This window comes from Muricauda sp. SCSIO 65647, assembly GCF_021534965.1.
In the GTDB taxonomy this organism is placed as follows: domain Bacteria; phylum Bacteroidota; class Bacteroidia; order Flavobacteriales; family Flavobacteriaceae; genus Flagellimonas_A.
Genome location: NZ_CP091037.1, coordinates 2,949,008 through 2,966,715, shown reverse-complemented (window position 1 = coordinate 2,966,715; position 17,708 = coordinate 2,949,008). Strand labels below are relative to the sequence as shown.

Here is a 17,708-nt window from a genome sequence, read left to right as displayed (position 1 = left end):
CGTCGAAATTTGAAAAAAGCCTAAGAATTGATAGTTGACCAAGTCAGGTCGCCGCTTTCGATTTTCTTTACCAAATCTTGATGATCGGCCAACAACTTCTTTGCATCTTGCAGTTGGCTGTAATAACAGCATAATGCGCCTGCTCTGTTCTCAGCAATATCACTACTGCCCAAAAGTCTTTTCATATCCTCGAGCAAAACACCTTGCAAGTAGTTTGGGGTTGGCCGCCATATTAAAGGGTCAACATCTCGTGAGGCCGCCCAGCGCTCATGGGCATAGTCAGAAATGATCCTTGCCAAATCTTCGTTAGCCCGTTCATCGACGCCTTTTATTCTGCTCAGGTCACTACCAATAAAAACTGCCTTTAAGTACATCTGGTTCCATTGCTGGTCATTAAAATAAAGTGATGGGTAGGGATTATTTAGAGAAATGGCATCAAATACCGTCGAGATATTGGTTCGCAGGGCATCGACCGCTGCCCAACAAAACTTTTCGGCTTCAGGAAGCAAGACCAGATATTTTAGAATGGTTTCCAATTCTTTGCTATCTGACATCTGTATCAAGTGAACAATTTTATCTACAAAAAAGTCGGCATCTGCCTCAAGCGCATTGACCAATAACGCCAGACGCCCTACTTCTACCAGATTTGCCTCCCGTTGGATCAAAAATGCTGCCAAGACACTATCGTTGCATTTTGAGGCATCAAATGGCACATCCTTAAATTTTGTATGGCATAGGCTATAGGCCAAGTAAAGTTGACGAGCTGATTTTTCACTGGCCACCTGTCGTATTTTTTGTGAAAACCAGTTTTTTGTCTCTGCTGGAAGGTGTTGTTCGACCAGTTCAGAGAGCGATCTACCAGATGCGGTGTGGTGCATAAAAATTGTGATAAAGTTTTGTTTGGAGTATTTAACAAAGATAACCATCATAGGTTGTTTTTATTATAAACACTACGCAATATTGATATCTTTGTGAAATTCATTTTTTAAAAATATACCATGCTCGGACTCAAGCTCCCAACCGATCCCAGATGGGTCAATATTGTTGAAAAGAATATCGAAGAAATACTCACTGACCATGCTTACTGCGAACAAAAGGCGGCCAGTACGGCCATTTCTTTAATCATAGGTTTTCCTGAAAAATCAGAATTGGTAAAAGAGATGACGGCTTTGGCGCGTGAAGAAATGGGGCATTTTAAACTGGTTCATGACAAAATTTTAAAACGCGGATGGACGCTGGGCCGTGAACGAAAAGACGAATACGTCATCGAACTCATGAAATTCTTCCCCAAGGGAGGTAGCAGAGAGACCCATTTGGTACATAAATTGTTGTACGCGGCGCTCATCGAGGCCAGAAGTTGTGAACGGTTCAGGTTGTTGTCAGAAAACATCAAAGATGAAGAACTGTCAGAGTTTTACCGAAAACTAATGGTCAGTGAGGCCAATCATTACACCATGTTCTTGACGTTTGCCCGCAAATATGGCGACCGTGAAGAAGTTGACCGAAAATGGCAAGATCTACTCGATTATGAGGCCGAATTGATGAAAAACCTTGGAAAAAAGGAAACCATGCACGGCTAGTGCCGTGTCAGCTTTCACGATAGTACAATGTTTTGATGATCCCATCAGAAAGACCTATCTGCGGCACATGTATTTTCTTGGCACCGCTCCATTTGGCAGCCGATAAAAATATTCGTGTCGCTGGTACAATGACATCGGCCCTATCGGTATTCAGCCCGAGTTCAGAGACACGGTCATCGTAATCCATACTCTCCAAAAAATGATATTGGGCATTGAGCCAAATATATGACAAGGGCTGCCCCTGTTTTCGGCCTGACATTTTATGCAATTTGTTGATATTGCCCCCTGAACCGATGATTTCCACTTTTTGATGTTCTCTGGTATGGGTGATGACCCATTCTTTGATCTGCATCCAAATGGTATCATTGACCAAGTTGTTGAGCAAACGCACCGTTCCGATCTTAAATGATTTCGAGACCAATACTTTTCCTCTTGAAAACAACGTGAACTCAGTACTACCTCCCCCCACATCGACATACAAATAGGTGGCATCGCCTTGCATCAGGTTCTTTAAATCGGTCGAAGCAATGATGGATGCTTCTTTTTTACCGTCGATAACTTCGATTTCGACATCAGACTCAGCCAGTACCTTTGCGACCACTTCTTGGCCATTGTTGGCTTCCCGTATGGCCGAGGTGGCACAGGCCATGTACTTTTCTACCCCATGTACTTCCATTAACAACTTGAACGCTTGCATCGCCTTGATGAGTCTGTTACTATTTTTATCGGAAATCTCACCAATGGTAAAAGAGTCCTCCCCCAAGCGTATGGGCACCCTAATGAGTGCGTTTTTTTTAAACTGGGCCTTTTTTCCCTTTTCTTCGATTACGTTATGAATCAATAATCGAATAGCATTCGACCCGATATCAATGGCAGCAAGTTTACGAACGACCACGTGTTGTCAATTTAAGAATCCAATTTTTTCACATAATAATCATAGAGGGCGAATTGAGACCGTACTTTGGGGCCATCGCCATTTCGATATGCATTGTCTTGATCTTTTGAGAAGACCCTGGCCTTTACATTATCGCTCCAGCTGATTTCAAAGGTGTCTATAAGTTCTTGCTTGATGTCCTCATCATAAATCGGGCAGCCTACCTCTACACGATAAACGAGATTGCGGGTCATCCAATCTGCGGAAGAAATATAAACTTTGGGATTTCCGTCATTGGCAAAAATGAACAGTCTTGGGTGCTCTAGAAACTTATCGACCACACTGATGGCCTCAATATTCTCACTCATGCCTTCTACACCAGGTATCAAGCAACAAATGCCCCTGATGATCAATTGGATCTTCACTCCGGCCCTACTGGCCTCATACAATTTATCGACCATCTCATAAGAGGTAAAGCTGTTCATCTTGATCTTGATATACGCTTCTTTGCCCACTAGTGCATTGGCAATCTCATTGTCTATGAGTTTGTTGAAGACATTTATTGTATAGTGGGGCGAAACGATCAAGTGTTTGTATTTATTTATTTTATAAGAGGTCTCAAAGAAACCGAACACTTTGTTCAGCTCTTTTAAAATGGCATCGTTTGCGGTAAACAGCGTGTAATCGGTATAAATACGGGCAGTTGCCTCGTTGAAATTTCCTGTACTGATGAAACCGTACCTTTTGATGCCCGAACCTTCTTCGCGCTCGATAAGACAGGTCTTGCTATGCACTTTCAGGCCAGGTATGCCAAAAATCAGATTGACACCCTCTTCTTGCAACTGGTTCGCATATTCAATATTGGCCTGTTCATCGAAACGGGCCTGTAATTCAATCTGTACGGTAACCTGCTTGCCATTCTTGGCCGCATTGATCAATGCAGCAGCGACCTGTGAGTCATTTGCCAGACGATACACCGTTATTTTGATCGTGCGCACTTTTGGGTCAAGAGCAGCTTCTTTTAAGAATTTTACGACGTAAAAAAACGTATGATAAGGCGCATATTGCAAATAATCTTTCTTGGCAATACTTTCAAAGAGGCTTCCTTCAAAACTCAGTCCCTTTACCGGTAGTGCTTTTATTTTTTCATATAAAAGATCGGTTCGTCCCAAACTCGGAAAGCCCATGTAATCTCTTCTGTTATGGTACCTCCCCCCGGGTATTACACTATCATTCTCTTGAATTCCCATTTTCTCTTTGAGATAACGCAGCGTGTCCCTTTCTATGCTCTTATCATATACAAACCTAACAGGGTCGCTGATCTTTCGGTGCCGGACACTTGAAGATATCTTTTCAATAAAGCTCTTGCTCAGGTCATTGTCAATATCGAGTTCTGCATCACGGGTAATCTTGATCATATGGGCCGATATCGACCCATGGTCGAACATCGTAAAGATGTTGTCAAGACAAAACCTTATCAGGTCATCAAGAATGATGATATAATCTTTGCCATCTTTCTTGGGAAGCACCACAAAACGATCGATTCCTTTCGGAATCTCAATAAGCGCATATTGCAGCTCGTTTCGTTTTTTCAAAAGGCCCCCGGTCTCGCTTTGTAAAACCATTTTCACGGCCAAATAAGCCGCCGTGTCCTTTAATACCGGAAACTGGGTCACATCATTGAGAATAATGATCATCAACTCGGGTCCCACCTCTTTCTGAAAGTAGTCTTTGATGAAGGCTGCCTGATCCTCGGTTACCCCTTTCTCGTCAACAATGAAGATATTTTGATTTTCAAGCTCTTTTTCAACTTGCTTCAAAATCTTGATGCTTTTTGACTGTTGGGCTATCACAATTTTGGTGATCTCTTCCAAAAGATCCTTAGCTCTCTCGCCCCCAAGTACACTTTTCCCCTTTTTACCCGCATCAACGATACGTTTGACAGTTGCGTAGCGCACTTTGAAGAATTCGTCAAGATTATTGCTGAAAATTCCCAAAAACCTTAATCTTTCGATCAACGGCACATTTTCATCGGCACTTTCTTGAAGTACCCTTTCGTTGAAGTGCAGCCAACTGATCTCTCTGTTTACGTACTCGTTTTTTGGTTTTGCCATGCTATTGTTTTGCTTCTGTGCTTTTGTTGTTTCAGGTTTCAAGTTCAATGATACTGTATGCGCGGTGCCCCATGTTCGCTGTTCAAACCAACAATAACCACTATTTTAAATGCCTTGGAAAAATCACTTGCTCCGTTTTTCCTTTGGCAATTGATTTCCAGTTCCCCTCATCGAATCTAACCTGTACCAAACCTGAGGTGGTCACGTTCTCAATATATTGATCGCCCCAAGTATTGGCCAAGTTTGTAAAGGCATAATTATGGCCAAAGACCATTACCGTGCTGATGTTGTCATCAAGGGATTGTATATGCGACTGCACTCCAGAGCCTGAAAAATCATAAAGGTTTTCATCTACTCGAAAGTGCTTCAAATTGTATTTCAAGTTTCTCAAAAAAATCATGGCCGTGTGCAAAGCCCTGTTTGCAGGGCTCGAAAAGGCAAAGTCAATTTTTAACTTTTCATTTTCAAACTTTTTGGAAACCAGATGTGCATCGTTGATTCCACGTTCTTGCAATGGCCTATCCCTATCTGCTACATCATATTTCCACGACGATTTACCATGCCTTACCAATATCACTCGTTTCATGTGTTCTTTTTTATTGCTTTTCAATGGTCATGCTTCAACTGTGCACCGCATAGGCATGTGATCTTTGATGATCAAAATTTATGGCGCCAAGCGTTCAATCTTCCAATCATAGTCTTCTTGCAGGGCATATCGAATTCTGTCGTGCAATCTATTGGGCCTACCCTGCCAGAATTCCATGGATATCGGGCGAACCAAATAACCGCCCCAATATTTTGGCCGCTCGATTTCCTTGCCTTCGAACTTCTGTTCAAGTTGCGCCATTTCCTTTTCCAAGACCTCACGGGAAACGATCACCTCGCTCTGGTTCGAGACCACTGCCCCTAATTGACTGCCACGTGGGCGGCTTTCAAAATAACCATCGGAAAGGTTTTCGGCAATTTTCTCGGCATAGCCCTTGATAACGACCTGACGTTCAAGATTGGGCCAAAAAAAGGAAAGGCACACCGCCGGATTTTTCGCTATCGCCCTACCCTTCTCACTGTTGTAATTCGTATAAAAAATAAAGCCCTCATAGGTGAATTTTTTCATCAAGACCACACGGCCTTTTGGAAAACCATCAAACCCAATGGTAGAAATCGTCATGGCATTGGGTTCGTCTACGGTTTCAGCGGCCTCAACCTCATAAAACCACGTTTGGAACAATTGCAGGGGATTGTCAGGTACATTGGTCTCTACCAATTCACTTTTTCCGTATGCTTTTCGATAACCGCTCAGATCTTTTTGCATAGCCGTATCAGTTTCAAACAAATTTCAGTAAAAGAGGGCAGAAGATAAAGGAATGTGGGGTATTTATTGCCCAATACATCATGAAAAATCGAATACTTTGCCATCATCGGCGAGTTCGACCTTATCAAAGAACCGCTCTGCCTCTTTCTTGAATAGATCAAGTGATTTATAGCGGGTTGAATAATGACCCAATATCAAGGTGTCGACCTTGGCCAATTTGGCAATTTTTGCTGCTTGGCCGGCCGTGGAATGCTTGGTTTTTTGGCATAGGTGCTCTTCAGATTCCAAAAAAGTGGATTCGTGGTACAAATAATCGACGTTCTCAATATAGCGGACCAAAGATTCATCATAAACGGTATCACTGCAAAAAGCAAAGCTTTTGGGTGGTTCAGGGTCTAAGGTCAATAGCTCATTGGCGATTTTTTCTCCGGTAATGGTAAGGGCGTCCCTTCCCGATTTAATCAAGTTGAATTGGCTTTTGTCAATCTTGTGCTCTCGCACCGCCTCAATATTCAACTTACGTGGTGCGGGTTTCTCACGAAACAAAAAACCGTTGGCATAGATTCGATGTTTTAACGGAATTGTTTCTACGGTAACAACTTCATCTTCAAAGATCAATTCAGCGTCTTTTGACGACAGTTCATGAAAATGAAGGGGATAATTGGTCCATGAATCCCCTAACTTCATGAGCAATGTGATGGCTTCCTTAATACCCTTTGGGCCATAGATGTGGAGTTCTTTCTCTCTACCTAGAAGGCGATAGGTCGAAATCAGCCCTGGAAGTCCAAAAAAATGATCTCCATGAAGATGTGAGATAAATATATGGTCGATACGGGAAAACTTGATTTTGTTCTTTCTAAGCTGTACTTGGGTACCTTCTCCACAATCGATCAAAAAGAGACGGTTACGAATTTCAAGTACCTGTGAAGTCGGGTTGGTAAGTGTTCTGGGAGTAGCGGAATAACAACCGAGAATGTGCAATCTCATAGATCTAAATCACGCTCAATTTCTTCCATTTCAATAAGATCTTTGGCCTCTTGAACGGTCGGTACCACACTGATCTCATCGGGCACCTCATCATAAGAAACCTTGCCGGTGACCAAAACAAATGATTTGTTCATCTTCTTATGGTTGTTCGATAGCTCCAGAAACTCAAGAATATCATTGGCCGTAAGTTTTGAAAAAGAAAAAAGGTTTACAATTATATTATCATGTTTTAAGCTTGGATAGGCCTTATTGAGGTTATCCATGAATTTTTTGAGCGAAATCTTCTCTTGAAAGACGATAGTCGTGGTGCCATCTTTGTCAAAGATCATGTCATTTAATTTTAGAGGCCAACAAATAAATCACCGCCATACGAATTGCCACCCCATTTTCTACTTGTTCTAAAATAATGGATTGGTTCGAATCTGCCACATCACTTGTGATTTCAACACCCCTATTGATTGGGCCAGGGTGCATGATCACAATTTGTTTGTTCAATCGATCTAAAATCGCTTTGTTCACTCCGAATTGTTGTGTGTATTCCCTGGTTGATGGAAAGTAGCTGACCTCCATGCGTTCGTTCTGTATACGCAACATATTGGCTACATCGCACCACTCAAGTGCTTTGAGAAGATCGGTTTCCACTTCTACACCCAACGACTCTATATGCCTTGGAATCAATGTTTTTGGGCCACACACCTTAACATTTGCACCTTGAAGTTTAAGGGCAAAAATGTTCGATAGGGCCACACGTGAATGCAATATATCTCCGACAATAACTATGTTCTTGCCAGCTACACTGCCCAGTTTTTCACGAATGGAATACGAGTCCAACAATGCCTGCGTCGGGTGTTCGTGTGCACCGTCACCGGCATTGACAATAGAGGCCTTGACATGTTTGGATAAAAAGATACCTGCCCCCGGATTCGGATGCCGCATGACCACCATATCGACTTTCATGGAAAGAATGTTGTTTACGGTATCGATCAAGGTTTCCCCTTTTTTTACCGATGATTGCGAAGCCGAGAAATTGATGACATCTGCCGATAGACGTTTTTCGGCCAACTCGAATGAAAGTTTGGTTCGGGTACTGCTCTCGAAAAAAATATTGGCAATGGTAATGTCACGAAGCGTGGGAACTTTCTTTATCGAACGGTTGATGACCTCTTTAAAGTGATCAGCGGTCTCAAAAATGAGGTCGATATCTTTTCCGTTCAGATATTTTATCCCCAGTAAGTGGTTGACGCTCAACTCGCTCATTTCATTACTTGTTTACTAGATAAATCACATCTTTACCATCGTTTTCCTTCCACATGACCTTTACTTTTTCGTTATTGATGGCATCGACCTGCCTACCCCGATAATTGGGCTGTATGGGCAAATGTCTACTGAACCGTCGATCTATCAATGTCAACAATTCTATCTCTTGTGGCCTTCCAAACGATTGAATGGCGGTCAGTGCGGCCCTGATACTACGACCAGTGTAAAGCACATCATCGATGAAGACCACCTTTTTGTTCTCGACCAAAAAATCGATCTTGGTCTTATTGGCTTCCAGAATTTTGTCGCCCCTTCTGAAATCATCCCTATAAAAAGTGATATCCAACGAACCAAGCTTAATACTTTCAACACCGTACTCCTCCTTCAAAATTTTGGCCAACCGTTCGGCCAAAAACACACCACGTGGTTGTATGCCGATAAGTACGGTATTACTGAAATCGAGATGGTTTTCCAATAATTGGCAAGCCAGACGGTGAAGAATTATGTGGATTTCTTTAGAGGAAAGCAGCACTCTCTGACTCATGGGCTATGCACTGGCTCGTTTGTTTGACAAAAGTACACATTTCTTTAAAATCGTTGGGTACAAAAAAGCCCCGACCATGGGCCGGGGCTTTACGTATCTCACAATGGACCGCCTATTTTTTGTTTTCGGCCTCCATCTTCTCTTTTAACTTCTGCAATTGGGCATTGGCATCGCCAATGGTGGGTGCATCTTCTTGCGAAGCGGCCATTTTCTTTTTGGCTGCTTTGATATTACGCTCTTCTTGCTCCCTAAAAATGGCGGTATGACTGGCGACAACACGCTTGAAGTCTTTATTGAATTCGATGATTTTGAATTCTACCTCTTCGCCTTTGCCCAGTTTTTTGCCATCTTCTTTTTCCATATGGCGCTGTGGTACGAATGCCGTAATGTCATCGTTGAAGTCGATGGTCGCACCTTTGTCGACAATCTCGGTAATTTTTGCTTTGTGTACCGTGCCTTCAGCGAACTCTTCGGCATACTTGTCCCATGGGTTTTCTGTGGTCTGCTTGTGGCCAAGGCTCAATTTTCTTCCTTCCACATCAAGTTCCAGTACCTCGACCTCAATGTTTTCCCCCACGTTCACAAACTCTGAAGGATGCTTTATTTTCTTGGTCCAAGAAAGGTCTGAGATATAGATAAGCCCATCGATACCTTCTTCAAGCTCGACAAATACCCCAAAATTGGTAAAGTTTCGAATGATGCCCTTGTGTCGTGAACCGACCGGGTATTTTGATGTAATATCAGTCCATGGGTCTGGGGTCAATTGCTTCATGCCCAAAGACATTTTTCGATCTTCCCTATCAAGTGTCAAAACCACGGCCTCGACCTCATCACTTACTTTCACAAAGTCTTGGGCCGATCTCAAATGGGTTGACCATGACATTTCAGAAACGTGGATCAAGCCCTCAACACCTTCGGCCACCTCGATGAATGCACCGTAATCGGCAATGACCACGACTTTACCCTTCACCTTGTCACCGACCTTGATTTCATCACCTAGGGCATCCCATGGATGTTTCTCGAGTTGCTTGAGACCTAACTGTATTCTTGATTTGTTGTCATCAAAGTCAAGAATGACCACATTAAGTTTCTCATCCAATTCAACAACCTCATTCGGGTGGTTGATCCTACTCCAAGAAAGGTCGGTAATATGGATCAATCCATCAACACCGCCCAAATCGATAAAGACTCCGTACGAAGTGATGTTTTTCACAACTCCTTCGAGAACCTGGCCTTTCTCTAATTGGCTGATAATTTCCTTCTTCTGTTCTTCTATGTCGGCCTCGATCAATGCTTTGTGCGAAACGACCACATTCTTGAACTCGTGGTTGATCTTGACCACTTTGAATTCCATGTTCTTGCCAACATATTGGTCATAATCGCGAATCGGCTTTACATCGATCTGTGAACCGGGCAAGAATGCCTCTATACCAAAAACATCAACGATCATACCTCCCTTGGTACGGCATTTCACATACCCTTGTACAATTTCTTCTTTGTCGTGGGCATCGTTTATTCTGTCCCAGGCTTTAATGGTTCTGGCCTTTCTGTGCGAAAGCACCAATTGGCCGGTCTTATCTTCCCGTATATCGATAAGCACCTCTACCTTGTCACCGACCTTCAAATCGGGGTTGTAGCGGAACTCATTCAACGAGATGACACCTTCTGACTTGGCATTGATATCAATAATGGCCTCTCGATCGGTCATGTGCACCACAGTGCCTTCGACTACCTCCTCATCGGCCGTATCAACAAAATTTTCTTCGACAAGCTTCTCGAACTCCTTTAGTTTTTTGTCATCGACCCTTTCGATACCATCTTCATACTTGTCCCAATCGAAATTTTCCAAGTATTCCTTAGGATCTTGTTTGGGAGTTTCTTCTTTTGTCTGATCTGGTTTTTCAGTGACCGTTGAAGTTGTCTGGTCAGCGTTTTGTTTTGCCTCGGTGGTCTCTGCCACCTCAGCAGTTTTTTTCTCTTCAGCCATGTGCTGATTTGATTTGTATTCCACAGCTTTACAAGATTCAGGCGATGGTGTGGAAGCGATTATCAATTACTACGATATATTTCCTCTTTTCTCTTGCTTTCGCCAAAAAGGAGTGCAAAAATACAATTAATTACTTGTATTACAAATCATTATTTCAATGAAGAGACCGAATTTCAAAAATTGATGAAAATTTAAGCTTCAATGTGACTTTTATGGCTATCTTGTTTCATAATAGTAACCATTAAATATAAAGCGTATTATGAGTGTAAAAGCAAAATATCAACCCGTACTGGATTTGGGCGAAAAATTGGGAATCAAAGATGGTGATGTTCGCGAAGAAGATGGCGTTCTCAAAATCAAAGGAGAGGCTTCTACCCAGTATGAAAAGAATGTTCTTTGGGACAAAATAAAGGAAATAGGTGGTGAAAGCCCCTCAGACATCAAAGCGAATATTGGCGTAGGCGATACTTCCGTCTATCACCGCCATACTGTTGAAAGTGGTGAGTCACTTAGCAAGATCGCCAAGCACTATTATGGTGATGCCATGAAGTACAATGCAATTTTTGAGGCCAATAGAACTATTTTGAACAACCCAGATTTGATTCATCCAGGACAAGAGTTGGTCATTCCAAATCTTTGAAAAAGAAAATAAAAAAATGAAAAGACGCCTATTTGGCGTCTTTTTTGTTTTGCTGCTTGCCAATTACACGAAGTGCAAAATCATGAATACGTTCAAACTGCTCTTGCAAACCCATATCACTGTTATCGAATACTATGGCGTCTTCAGCTTTTTGGAGCGGTGAGATTTCACGGGTCGAATCAATATGGTCTCGCTCACGTACGTTCTTGAGCACTTCTTCAAAGGTCACCTGCTCTCCCCTATCCAATAATTCCTTATAACGCCTTTGTGCCCGTTTTTCTGGCGAGGCCGTCATGAAAATCTTGAATTCGGCCTTGGGAAACACCACCGTGCCTATGTCACGCCCATCCATCACAATACCCTTTTCAGACCCCATCTTCTTTTGCATATCCACCAACTTACGGCGTACAGCATCAACAGTCGCCACTTTGCTGACATATTTTGACACTCCAAGGGTTCGTATGGCCTTTTCGACATTTTCACCGTTCAAATACATATCTGATTGACCGGTTTCGTTGTTTGGCATGAATTTCAGTTCAATCTTTGGTAGGTCTTCGATCAAGTCTCTCAACTTTCCACTATCAGTGCCAATGAACCCATTTTTGAGAGCGTGGTAGGTAACGGCACGGTACATGGCCCCTGTATCGACATAGATATAACCCAAAGCCTTGGCAAGGCGTTTGGCAACAGTGCTTTTACCTGTGGAAGAATACCCATCTATGGCAATGATAATCTTTTGCATGATCAAAAATAGCCAGAAATTAAAGATAAATGGGTTTCAGAGTTTTTTTGCATTCTTTACCTTTTGATGCGTCAAGGCCAACTCGATTACTTCGCTCATATCGCTCACATAGTGAAACTTCAGTCCTTTTAAATACTGCGGCTTGATTTCATCGATATCTTTTTTATTGTCTTCGCATAGGATGATTTCTTTGATTCGGGCTCTTTTGGCCGCAAGAATCTTCTCTTTGATACCACCCACAGGAAGCACCTTGCCCCGCAACGTAATCTCTCCGGTCATCGCAATGCTCTTTTTTACCTTGCGTTGAGTAAAGAGCGACACCAACGAGGTCAACATCGTAATACCTGCACTCGGGCCATCTTTTGGTGTAGCCCCTTCAGGAACATGGATGTGCACATTATACTTATCAAAAACGTTTGGGTCTATTTCAAAGACCTCGGCGTTTGATTTGATATATTCCATGGCGATGGTAGCCGATTCTTTCATCACCTTGCCCAGGTTTCCGGTAATGTTCAGGTTACCTTTTCCTTTTGACAGGATGGACTCAATGAACAGAATATCGCCCCCAACGCTTGTCCACGCAAGTCCGGTCACTACCCCCGCCACTTCATTGTTCTCATATTTGTCGCGCTCCAATCTCGGTGGCCCTAAGACCGTTTCAACATCTGCACTGCTGACCTTGACATTGTATTGCTCTTCAGTGGCAATATTTTTGGCCGCATAGCGTACCATTTTGGCAATCTGTTTTTCAAGTGTTCGCACACCAGATTCACGGGTATAGCCCTCTACGATCTTTTCTAACTGTGGTTTGCCGATTTTCAGGTCTTTAGTGGAGAGACCGTGTTCTTTAAGCTGTTTGGGCAACAAATGTCTCTTGGCTATCTCTACCTTTTCTTCAATGGTATATCCGGTAACATTGATGATTTCCATTCGGTCGCGAAGTGCTGGCTGAATGGTCGAAAGATTATTGGCCGTGGCAATGAACATCACTTTGGAAAGGTCATAGCCAATTTCCAGGAAATTATCATGAAAATCATTGTTCTGTTCAGGGTCCAGCACTTCCAACATTGCTGAAGAAGGGTCGCCTTGATGACTGGAGGCAAGCTTGTCGATTTCATCTAAAATAAACACCGGATTTGAGGTTCCAGCCTTTTTTATGCTCTGTATGATACGCCCGGGCATCGCCCCAATATAGGTCTTTCGATGACCCCTTATTTCTGCCTCATCACGCAGCCCCCCCAACGACATGCGCACATATTCCCTGCCCAATGCCTCGGCAACTGATTTGCCCAGCGAAGTCTTGCCCACGCCAGGTGGGCCATACAGACAAAGTATGGGCGATTTCATATCATTGCGCAATTTCAAGACGGCCAAATATTCGATGATTCTTCTCTTGACATCTTCCAGGCCGTAATGATCACGATCTAATATTCTCTGTGCCCTTTTCAGGTCGAACTTATCTTTTGAGTATTCGTTCCATGGCAATTCCAAAAAGAGGTCCAGATAATTTCTTTGGATGGAGTACTCGGCCACCTGCGGATTCATGCGTTGCATCTTGGCCAATTCTTTCTCAAAATGGGCTTTTACTTTCTTGCCCCACTTCTTGTTCTTGGCCTTTTTGCCCATCTCATCGACTTCTTCCTCATATGAAATGCCCCCCAACTCTTCTTGAATGGTTTTCATTTGCTGGTGCAAAAAGTACTCGCGTTGCTGTTGGTCCATATCATGGCGCACCTTCGATTGAATATCTTTTTTCAGCTCAAGCTTCTGCAGCTCAACATTCATATACTTGAGGGTGGCCAAAGCCCTTTCTTGCAAATCTTCGATTTCAAGAAGTTTTTGTTTTTCATGTACCGTCAAGTTAAGGTTTGACGATACGAAATTGATGAGAAAAGAGTTGCTCTGAATGTTTCTAATGGCAAATGTGGCCTCACTGGGTATGTTGGGGTTGTCTTTTATGATTTTATAGGCCAATTCTTTGATGGAATCGATAATCGCAGTAAACTCTTTGCTGCTCTGATTGGGCCTCACCTCATTGGCCTCACGAATCGTAGCCGTCATATATGGGGTTTCGGTAAGCACTTCAGCGATTTCAAAACGCTTCTTTCCTTGAATGATTACCGTGGTATTGCCATCTGGCATTTGCAAAACCCGAAGAATACGGGCAACAGTGCCCAAGGTGTTGATATCTTTGATGTCAGGATTTTCGGTTTGCTCATCTTTTTGTGATACCACCCCAATGGTCTTATTGCCTTTGTTCGCCTCTTTGATCAAGTTTATTGATTTGTCTCTTCCCGCGGTTATCGGAATGACAACACCCGGAAAAAGAACCGTATTGCGCAGGGGCAATATGGGCAATACCTCAGGTAATGCCTCATTGTTCATTTCCTCTTCATCTTCCGGTGTCAACAACGGAATCAGTTCTGCATTTTCGTCAATACCCTGAAAAGACAAATTGTCAAGGTTTGTAAATTTCAATTCTGCCATATGCCAAATTTCGGTCATTCTGTCACCAATTAACAGAACTTTTATTAGCCGGTTTCCCTCAAAGAACTCCTTCAATCACCATTAATCATGGGATAACGCGGCAAAAATCTCTTATTTTACAGTACATGGAGCAATTCTCATGCCATCAAAACCAAAATTTCCCTTGAAAACTGTAACAAATGGAAAATTGTATAATCTATAAGACAAACCATTCAACTTTTTGAGCCGCCAGAATGAACATACTGATGCCCTTCTAAAGGGATGTCTAGAAGGTAAGCAAAGTGCCCAGTTAGCGATTTACAACCGCTATTACAAGGCCTTGTACAATACGGCACTGCGCATTGTAAAACATACTGCCGAAGCAGAAGACGTTATGCAAGAATCGTTTTTGAACGCGTTTACGAAGCTGCATACGTTCAAGGGAGATGTGACCTTCGGGGCTTGGTTAAAACGAATTGTGGTGAACAACAGTATCTACCATTACAGAAAACAACAGAAATTAAAAGCTGTTGATCTTGACGAGGTACTATATAGGGTCGAGGATAATGATGAAGTTGCTTTGAACCACGATGGTTATACAGAACTGAAGGCTCAAAAAGTGATGGAGACCATGAAAAGTTTAAAAGACAATTACAGAGTTTCTTTGACCCTTCACCTCATCGAAGGATATGATTATGAAGAGATAAGCGATATCATGAATATCAGTTATGCCAATTGCAGAACCACTATTTCAAGAGCCAAAGAAAGTTTGAGAAAAAAAATGTTATCAAATACGAATTGATATGAAGAAGGATGGATTACAAGAATTGTTCGATAGACTACAGGGTCAGTTTGACTTTGAAGAACCTAAAGCAGGCCATCAAGAACGTTTTCTCGAAAAACTGAACCGATCAAAAGGCTTGGTCACCCTCGAGAAAAAAGAAACCAGATCAGTTCAATGGTGGAAACCGCTCTCAATAGCCGCTTCGATTGCTCTGATAGCCGTGTTGGCCATTCAGGTATTTGTACAAAAACCCACGTTGGAAGAGCAAGTGGTCAAAATTGCCCCAGAAGTTTCTGAGACACAATTCTATTTTGCCAGCCTAATTGAAGAACAGGTACAAGAGCTTAAAGATGCCAAGTCGCCAGAAACAGCGAAAATGGTAGATGACACCCTTGCGCAATTAGACAGGCTAGAAACCGATTATAAGCAGTTGGAACAAGATTTGGTCAATGGCGGCAATAGCAAAATCATATTGAATGCAATGATCATCAATTTTCAAACGCGAATCGATTTATTGAAAGAAGTACTGACCAATATTGAAGAAGTTAAAAATTTAAATCCATACGATGATGCGAACTATACTATTTAAATATTTGAGCCTAATGCTTTTTATACTGCCTTTGGCAGTACCGGCCAACACCCCTGATGGTGGCGGTGGATGGAAGGGGCGATATACCAAAGAAAAGACCATAAAGAGAGAATTCAACGTGAATGCCGATGCACTTTTCAAGGTGAAGAACAGTTACGGAAACCTCAACATCACCTCATGGGACCAAAACAAGGTAATGATCGAGGTACATATCAAAACCAATGGTAACAATGAAGATAGGGTAAAGCAGCGTCTTGATCAAATAGACGTCGATTTTGAGAATACCAGTAGTCTGGTTTCTGCCATTACACGCTTTGGTGATAGAACCAGAAAATGGGGTTGGAATTGGGGCAAAAGGAACAATGTCAGCGTTCAAGTCAACTACTCCATAAAATTGCCCGTCAAGAACAGTGTACATTTGAATAATGACTACGGCAATATTTATTTAGACCGCGTAGATGGTCATGCAAAAATCAACTGCGATTACGGAAAAATGGAAATTGGTGAGTTGCGGGGCAGAAACAATGAGTTGCGTTTCGATTATACCTCACGTTCTACATTTGAATATGTGAACAGCGCCGAAATCATTGCTGACTATTCTGGGTTCACCATTGAAAAAGCCGGTGACCTAACCATAAAGGCCGATTATACCAATGCCGCCATCAATGAAATGGACAATCTCGATTACTCTTCAGATTACGGATCCATGGAGGTTGGCAGTGTCAAAAATGTACAGGGCAATGGTGATTATATCGGCATCAAGTTGGGCGAGGTACATGGCCACGTAAACATTACGGCCGATTATGGCTCGGTAAAAATCAGCAAAATGGCCGCCGATGCGGGCGATATCAATATCAAAACTGACTATACTGGCATCAAAATCGGGTACGACTCAAGCTATCATTTCAGCTTTGAGATCATGACCGAATATGCTGGGGTAAGTGGCAAAGATGATTTTGAATTCAATATCAGTAAGGAAAAATCAAATGAACGCTACTATAAGGGATACCACGGAAAGGAAAATTCAGGCAATACCGTGTTTATTTCCAGTGATTACGGAGGCATCACATTCTATAAAAATTAACCATCAAAAAACGAGAAAACATGAAAAGAGCACTAACACTTAGTTTACTATTGTTCACCTTTGTCGCCACTGCCCAATGGGGAAAAAGAGTCAAAGGCAACGGAAATGTCGTGACCATTGAACGCTCAGTCGGGGATTATGACCGGGTGGCCGTTGCCGGCTGGTTCGATGTTGAACTGGTCGACGGCAACGAAGGTGATCTAACCCTCAAAGGTGAAGAGAACCTTTTAGAATATATCAAGACCGAAGTCAAAGACGGCAAACTTGTCGTAAAAACTGAAAAAGGCGTGAACTTAAGGCCTTCTCTTTGGAAAGAAGGAATCTTGATCACCATACCCGTAGAGGAAATCAATGCGGTTTCGCTTTCTGGATCAGGAGACGTCATAGGAAAAACCACATTGAAGTCTGATAATTTCAGTACCAATATCTCTGGTTCTGGTGATATAGAACTCGCTATTGAAGCTGAAGAGGTTTCGGCCCAACTTTCAGGTTCAGGAGATATCGTACTTGAAGGACAGGCCAGGGATCTTAATGTTCAAGTATCGGGTTCGGGAGATGTTAAGGCCTATGACCTTAATGCCGAATTTGTGACTGTTCAGGTATCAGGTTCTGCCGATGTGAAGGTCACGGCCAACCAGACATTAAAAGCCCGTGTATCGGGTTCGGGCGACATAAGCTATAAAGGCAACCCTAAAAAAGTCGACAGTAAGACCTCTGGTTCAGGTGACGTGAACAGCTACTAGAAGAA

At 42.6% G+C, this 17,708-nt stretch carries 18 protein-coding genes; 6 read left to right on the top strand and 12 right to left on the bottom strand.

Going from position 1 to position 17,708, the window contains the following annotated elements; genetic code table 11:
• Window positions 1-20 precede the first annotated feature (20 nt).
• On the bottom strand, window positions 21-878 hold the full coding sequence (locus L0P89_RS13330) for an EboA domain-containing protein (protein WP_235265614.1): 858 nt from the start codon (window positions 876-878) through the stop codon (window positions 21-23).
• A gap of 120 nt (window positions 879-998) precedes the next feature.
• On the opposite strand from L0P89_RS13330, the gene L0P89_RS13325 reads away from it, so the two are divergent.
• On the top strand, window positions 999-1,580 hold the full coding sequence (locus L0P89_RS13325; protein WP_235265613.1) for a tRNA-(ms[2]io[6]A)-hydroxylase: 582 nt from the start codon (window positions 999-1,001) through the stop codon (window positions 1,578-1,580).
• 7 nt (window positions 1,581-1,587) lie between these two features.
• Here L0P89_RS13325 and L0P89_RS13320 read toward each other — a convergent pair whose 3' ends face one another.
• From L0P89_RS13320 to rpsA, 9 genes are all read right to left on the bottom strand, one after another.
• Complete coding sequence (locus L0P89_RS13320) at window positions 1,588-2,475, bottom strand: Ppx/GppA phosphatase family protein (RefSeq protein WP_235265612.1); 888 nt, start codon at window positions 2,473-2,475, stop codon at window positions 1,588-1,590.
• Window positions 2,476-2,486: 11 nt separating this feature from the next.
• A complete protein-coding gene (ppk1, locus tag L0P89_RS13315; RefSeq protein WP_235265611.1) occupies window positions 2,487-4,568 on the bottom strand; it encodes a polyphosphate kinase 1 in 2,082 nt (693 codons plus the stop codon).
• 100 nt (window positions 4,569-4,668) lie between these two features.
• Window positions 4,669-5,154: a histidine phosphatase family protein gene (locus L0P89_RS13310; protein WP_235265610.1), complete on the bottom strand. Its 486-nt coding sequence runs from the start codon at window positions 5,152-5,154 to the stop codon at window positions 4,669-4,671.
• Window positions 5,155-5,232: 78 nt separating this feature from the next.
• The gene (gene pdxH, locus L0P89_RS13305; protein ID WP_235265609.1) at window positions 5,233-5,880 is read right to left on the bottom strand and encodes a pyridoxamine 5'-phosphate oxidase; all 648 of its coding nucleotides are present in this window, start codon (window positions 5,878-5,880) and stop codon (window positions 5,233-5,235) included.
• A gap of 78 nt (window positions 5,881-5,958) precedes the next feature.
• Window positions 5,959-6,867 (bottom strand): ribonuclease Z, encoded by a 909-nt coding sequence (locus tag L0P89_RS13300; RefSeq protein WP_235265608.1) that lies wholly within the window; start codon window positions 6,865-6,867, stop codon window positions 5,959-5,961.
• Window positions 6,864-7,196 carry a ribonuclease Z gene (locus tag L0P89_RS13295; protein ID WP_235265607.1) on the bottom strand — a complete coding sequence of 111 codons (333 nt, stop codon included), beginning with the start codon at window positions 7,194-7,196 and terminating at the stop codon, window positions 6,864-6,866. The genes L0P89_RS13300 and L0P89_RS13295 overlap by 4 nt, the downstream gene beginning before the upstream one ends.
• Window position 7,197: 1 nt before the next feature.
• Window positions 7,198-8,124, bottom strand: coding sequence for an aspartate carbamoyltransferase catalytic subunit (locus L0P89_RS13290; RefSeq protein ID WP_235265606.1), 927 nt, complete (start codon window positions 8,122-8,124; stop codon window positions 7,198-7,200).
• 4 nt (window positions 8,125-8,128) lie between these two features.
• Window positions 8,129-8,668, bottom strand: a complete 540-nt coding sequence (pyrR, locus tag L0P89_RS13285; protein WP_235265605.1) for a bifunctional pyr operon transcriptional regulator/uracil phosphoribosyltransferase PyrR — start codon at window positions 8,666-8,668, stop codon at window positions 8,129-8,131.
• Window positions 8,669-8,780: 112 nt separating this feature from the next.
• Window positions 8,781-10,655 (bottom strand): 30S ribosomal protein S1, encoded by a 1,875-nt coding sequence (gene rpsA / locus L0P89_RS13280; protein ID WP_235265604.1) that lies wholly within the window; start codon window positions 10,653-10,655, stop codon window positions 8,781-8,783.
• A 259-nt stretch (window positions 10,656-10,914) separates the two neighbouring features.
• On the opposite strand from rpsA, the gene L0P89_RS13275 reads away from it, so the two are divergent.
• Entirely contained in the window at window positions 10,915-11,295 is a 381-nt protein-coding gene (locus tag L0P89_RS13275; RefSeq protein ID WP_235265603.1) for a LysM peptidoglycan-binding domain-containing protein, read from the top strand.
• A 28-nt stretch (window positions 11,296-11,323) separates the two neighbouring features.
• Here the strand turns inward: L0P89_RS13275 and cmk are convergent, their stop codons facing one another.
• On the bottom strand, window positions 11,324-12,037 hold the full coding sequence (cmk, locus tag L0P89_RS13270) for a (d)CMP kinase (protein WP_235265602.1): 714 nt from the start codon (window positions 12,035-12,037) through the stop codon (window positions 11,324-11,326).
• A gap of 36 nt (window positions 12,038-12,073) precedes the next feature.
• Window positions 12,074-14,524: an endopeptidase La gene (gene lon, locus L0P89_RS13265; RefSeq protein WP_235265601.1), complete on the bottom strand. Its 2,451-nt coding sequence runs from the start codon at window positions 14,522-14,524 to the stop codon at window positions 12,074-12,076.
• Window positions 14,525-14,744: 220 nt separating this feature from the next.
• Here lon and L0P89_RS13260 point away from each other — a divergent pair, with 220 nt between their 5' ends.
• Genes L0P89_RS13260 through L0P89_RS13245 form a run of 4 tightly spaced genes read left to right on the top strand, consistent with a single transcriptional unit; the run spans window position 14,745 to window position 17,703 of the window.
• On the top strand, window positions 14,745-15,305 hold the full coding sequence (locus L0P89_RS13260; RefSeq protein ID WP_235265600.1) for an RNA polymerase sigma factor: 561 nt from the start codon (window positions 14,745-14,747) through the stop codon (window positions 15,303-15,305).
• A 1-nt stretch (window position 15,306) separates the two neighbouring features.
• Window positions 15,307-15,876 carry a hypothetical protein gene (locus tag L0P89_RS13255; RefSeq protein ID WP_235265599.1) on the top strand — a complete coding sequence of 190 codons (570 nt, stop codon included), beginning with the start codon at window positions 15,307-15,309 and terminating at the stop codon, window positions 15,874-15,876.
• Entirely contained in the window at window positions 15,857-16,960 is a 1,104-nt protein-coding gene (locus L0P89_RS13250) for a hypothetical protein (protein ID WP_235268042.1), read from the top strand. Before L0P89_RS13255 ends, L0P89_RS13250 begins: the two co-directional genes overlap by 20 nt.
• A 20-nt stretch (window positions 16,961-16,980) precedes the next feature.
• A complete protein-coding gene (locus L0P89_RS13245; RefSeq protein ID WP_235265598.1) occupies window positions 16,981-17,703 on the top strand; it encodes a head GIN domain-containing protein in 723 nt (240 codons plus the stop codon).
• Window positions 17,704-17,708 lie beyond the last annotated feature (5 nt).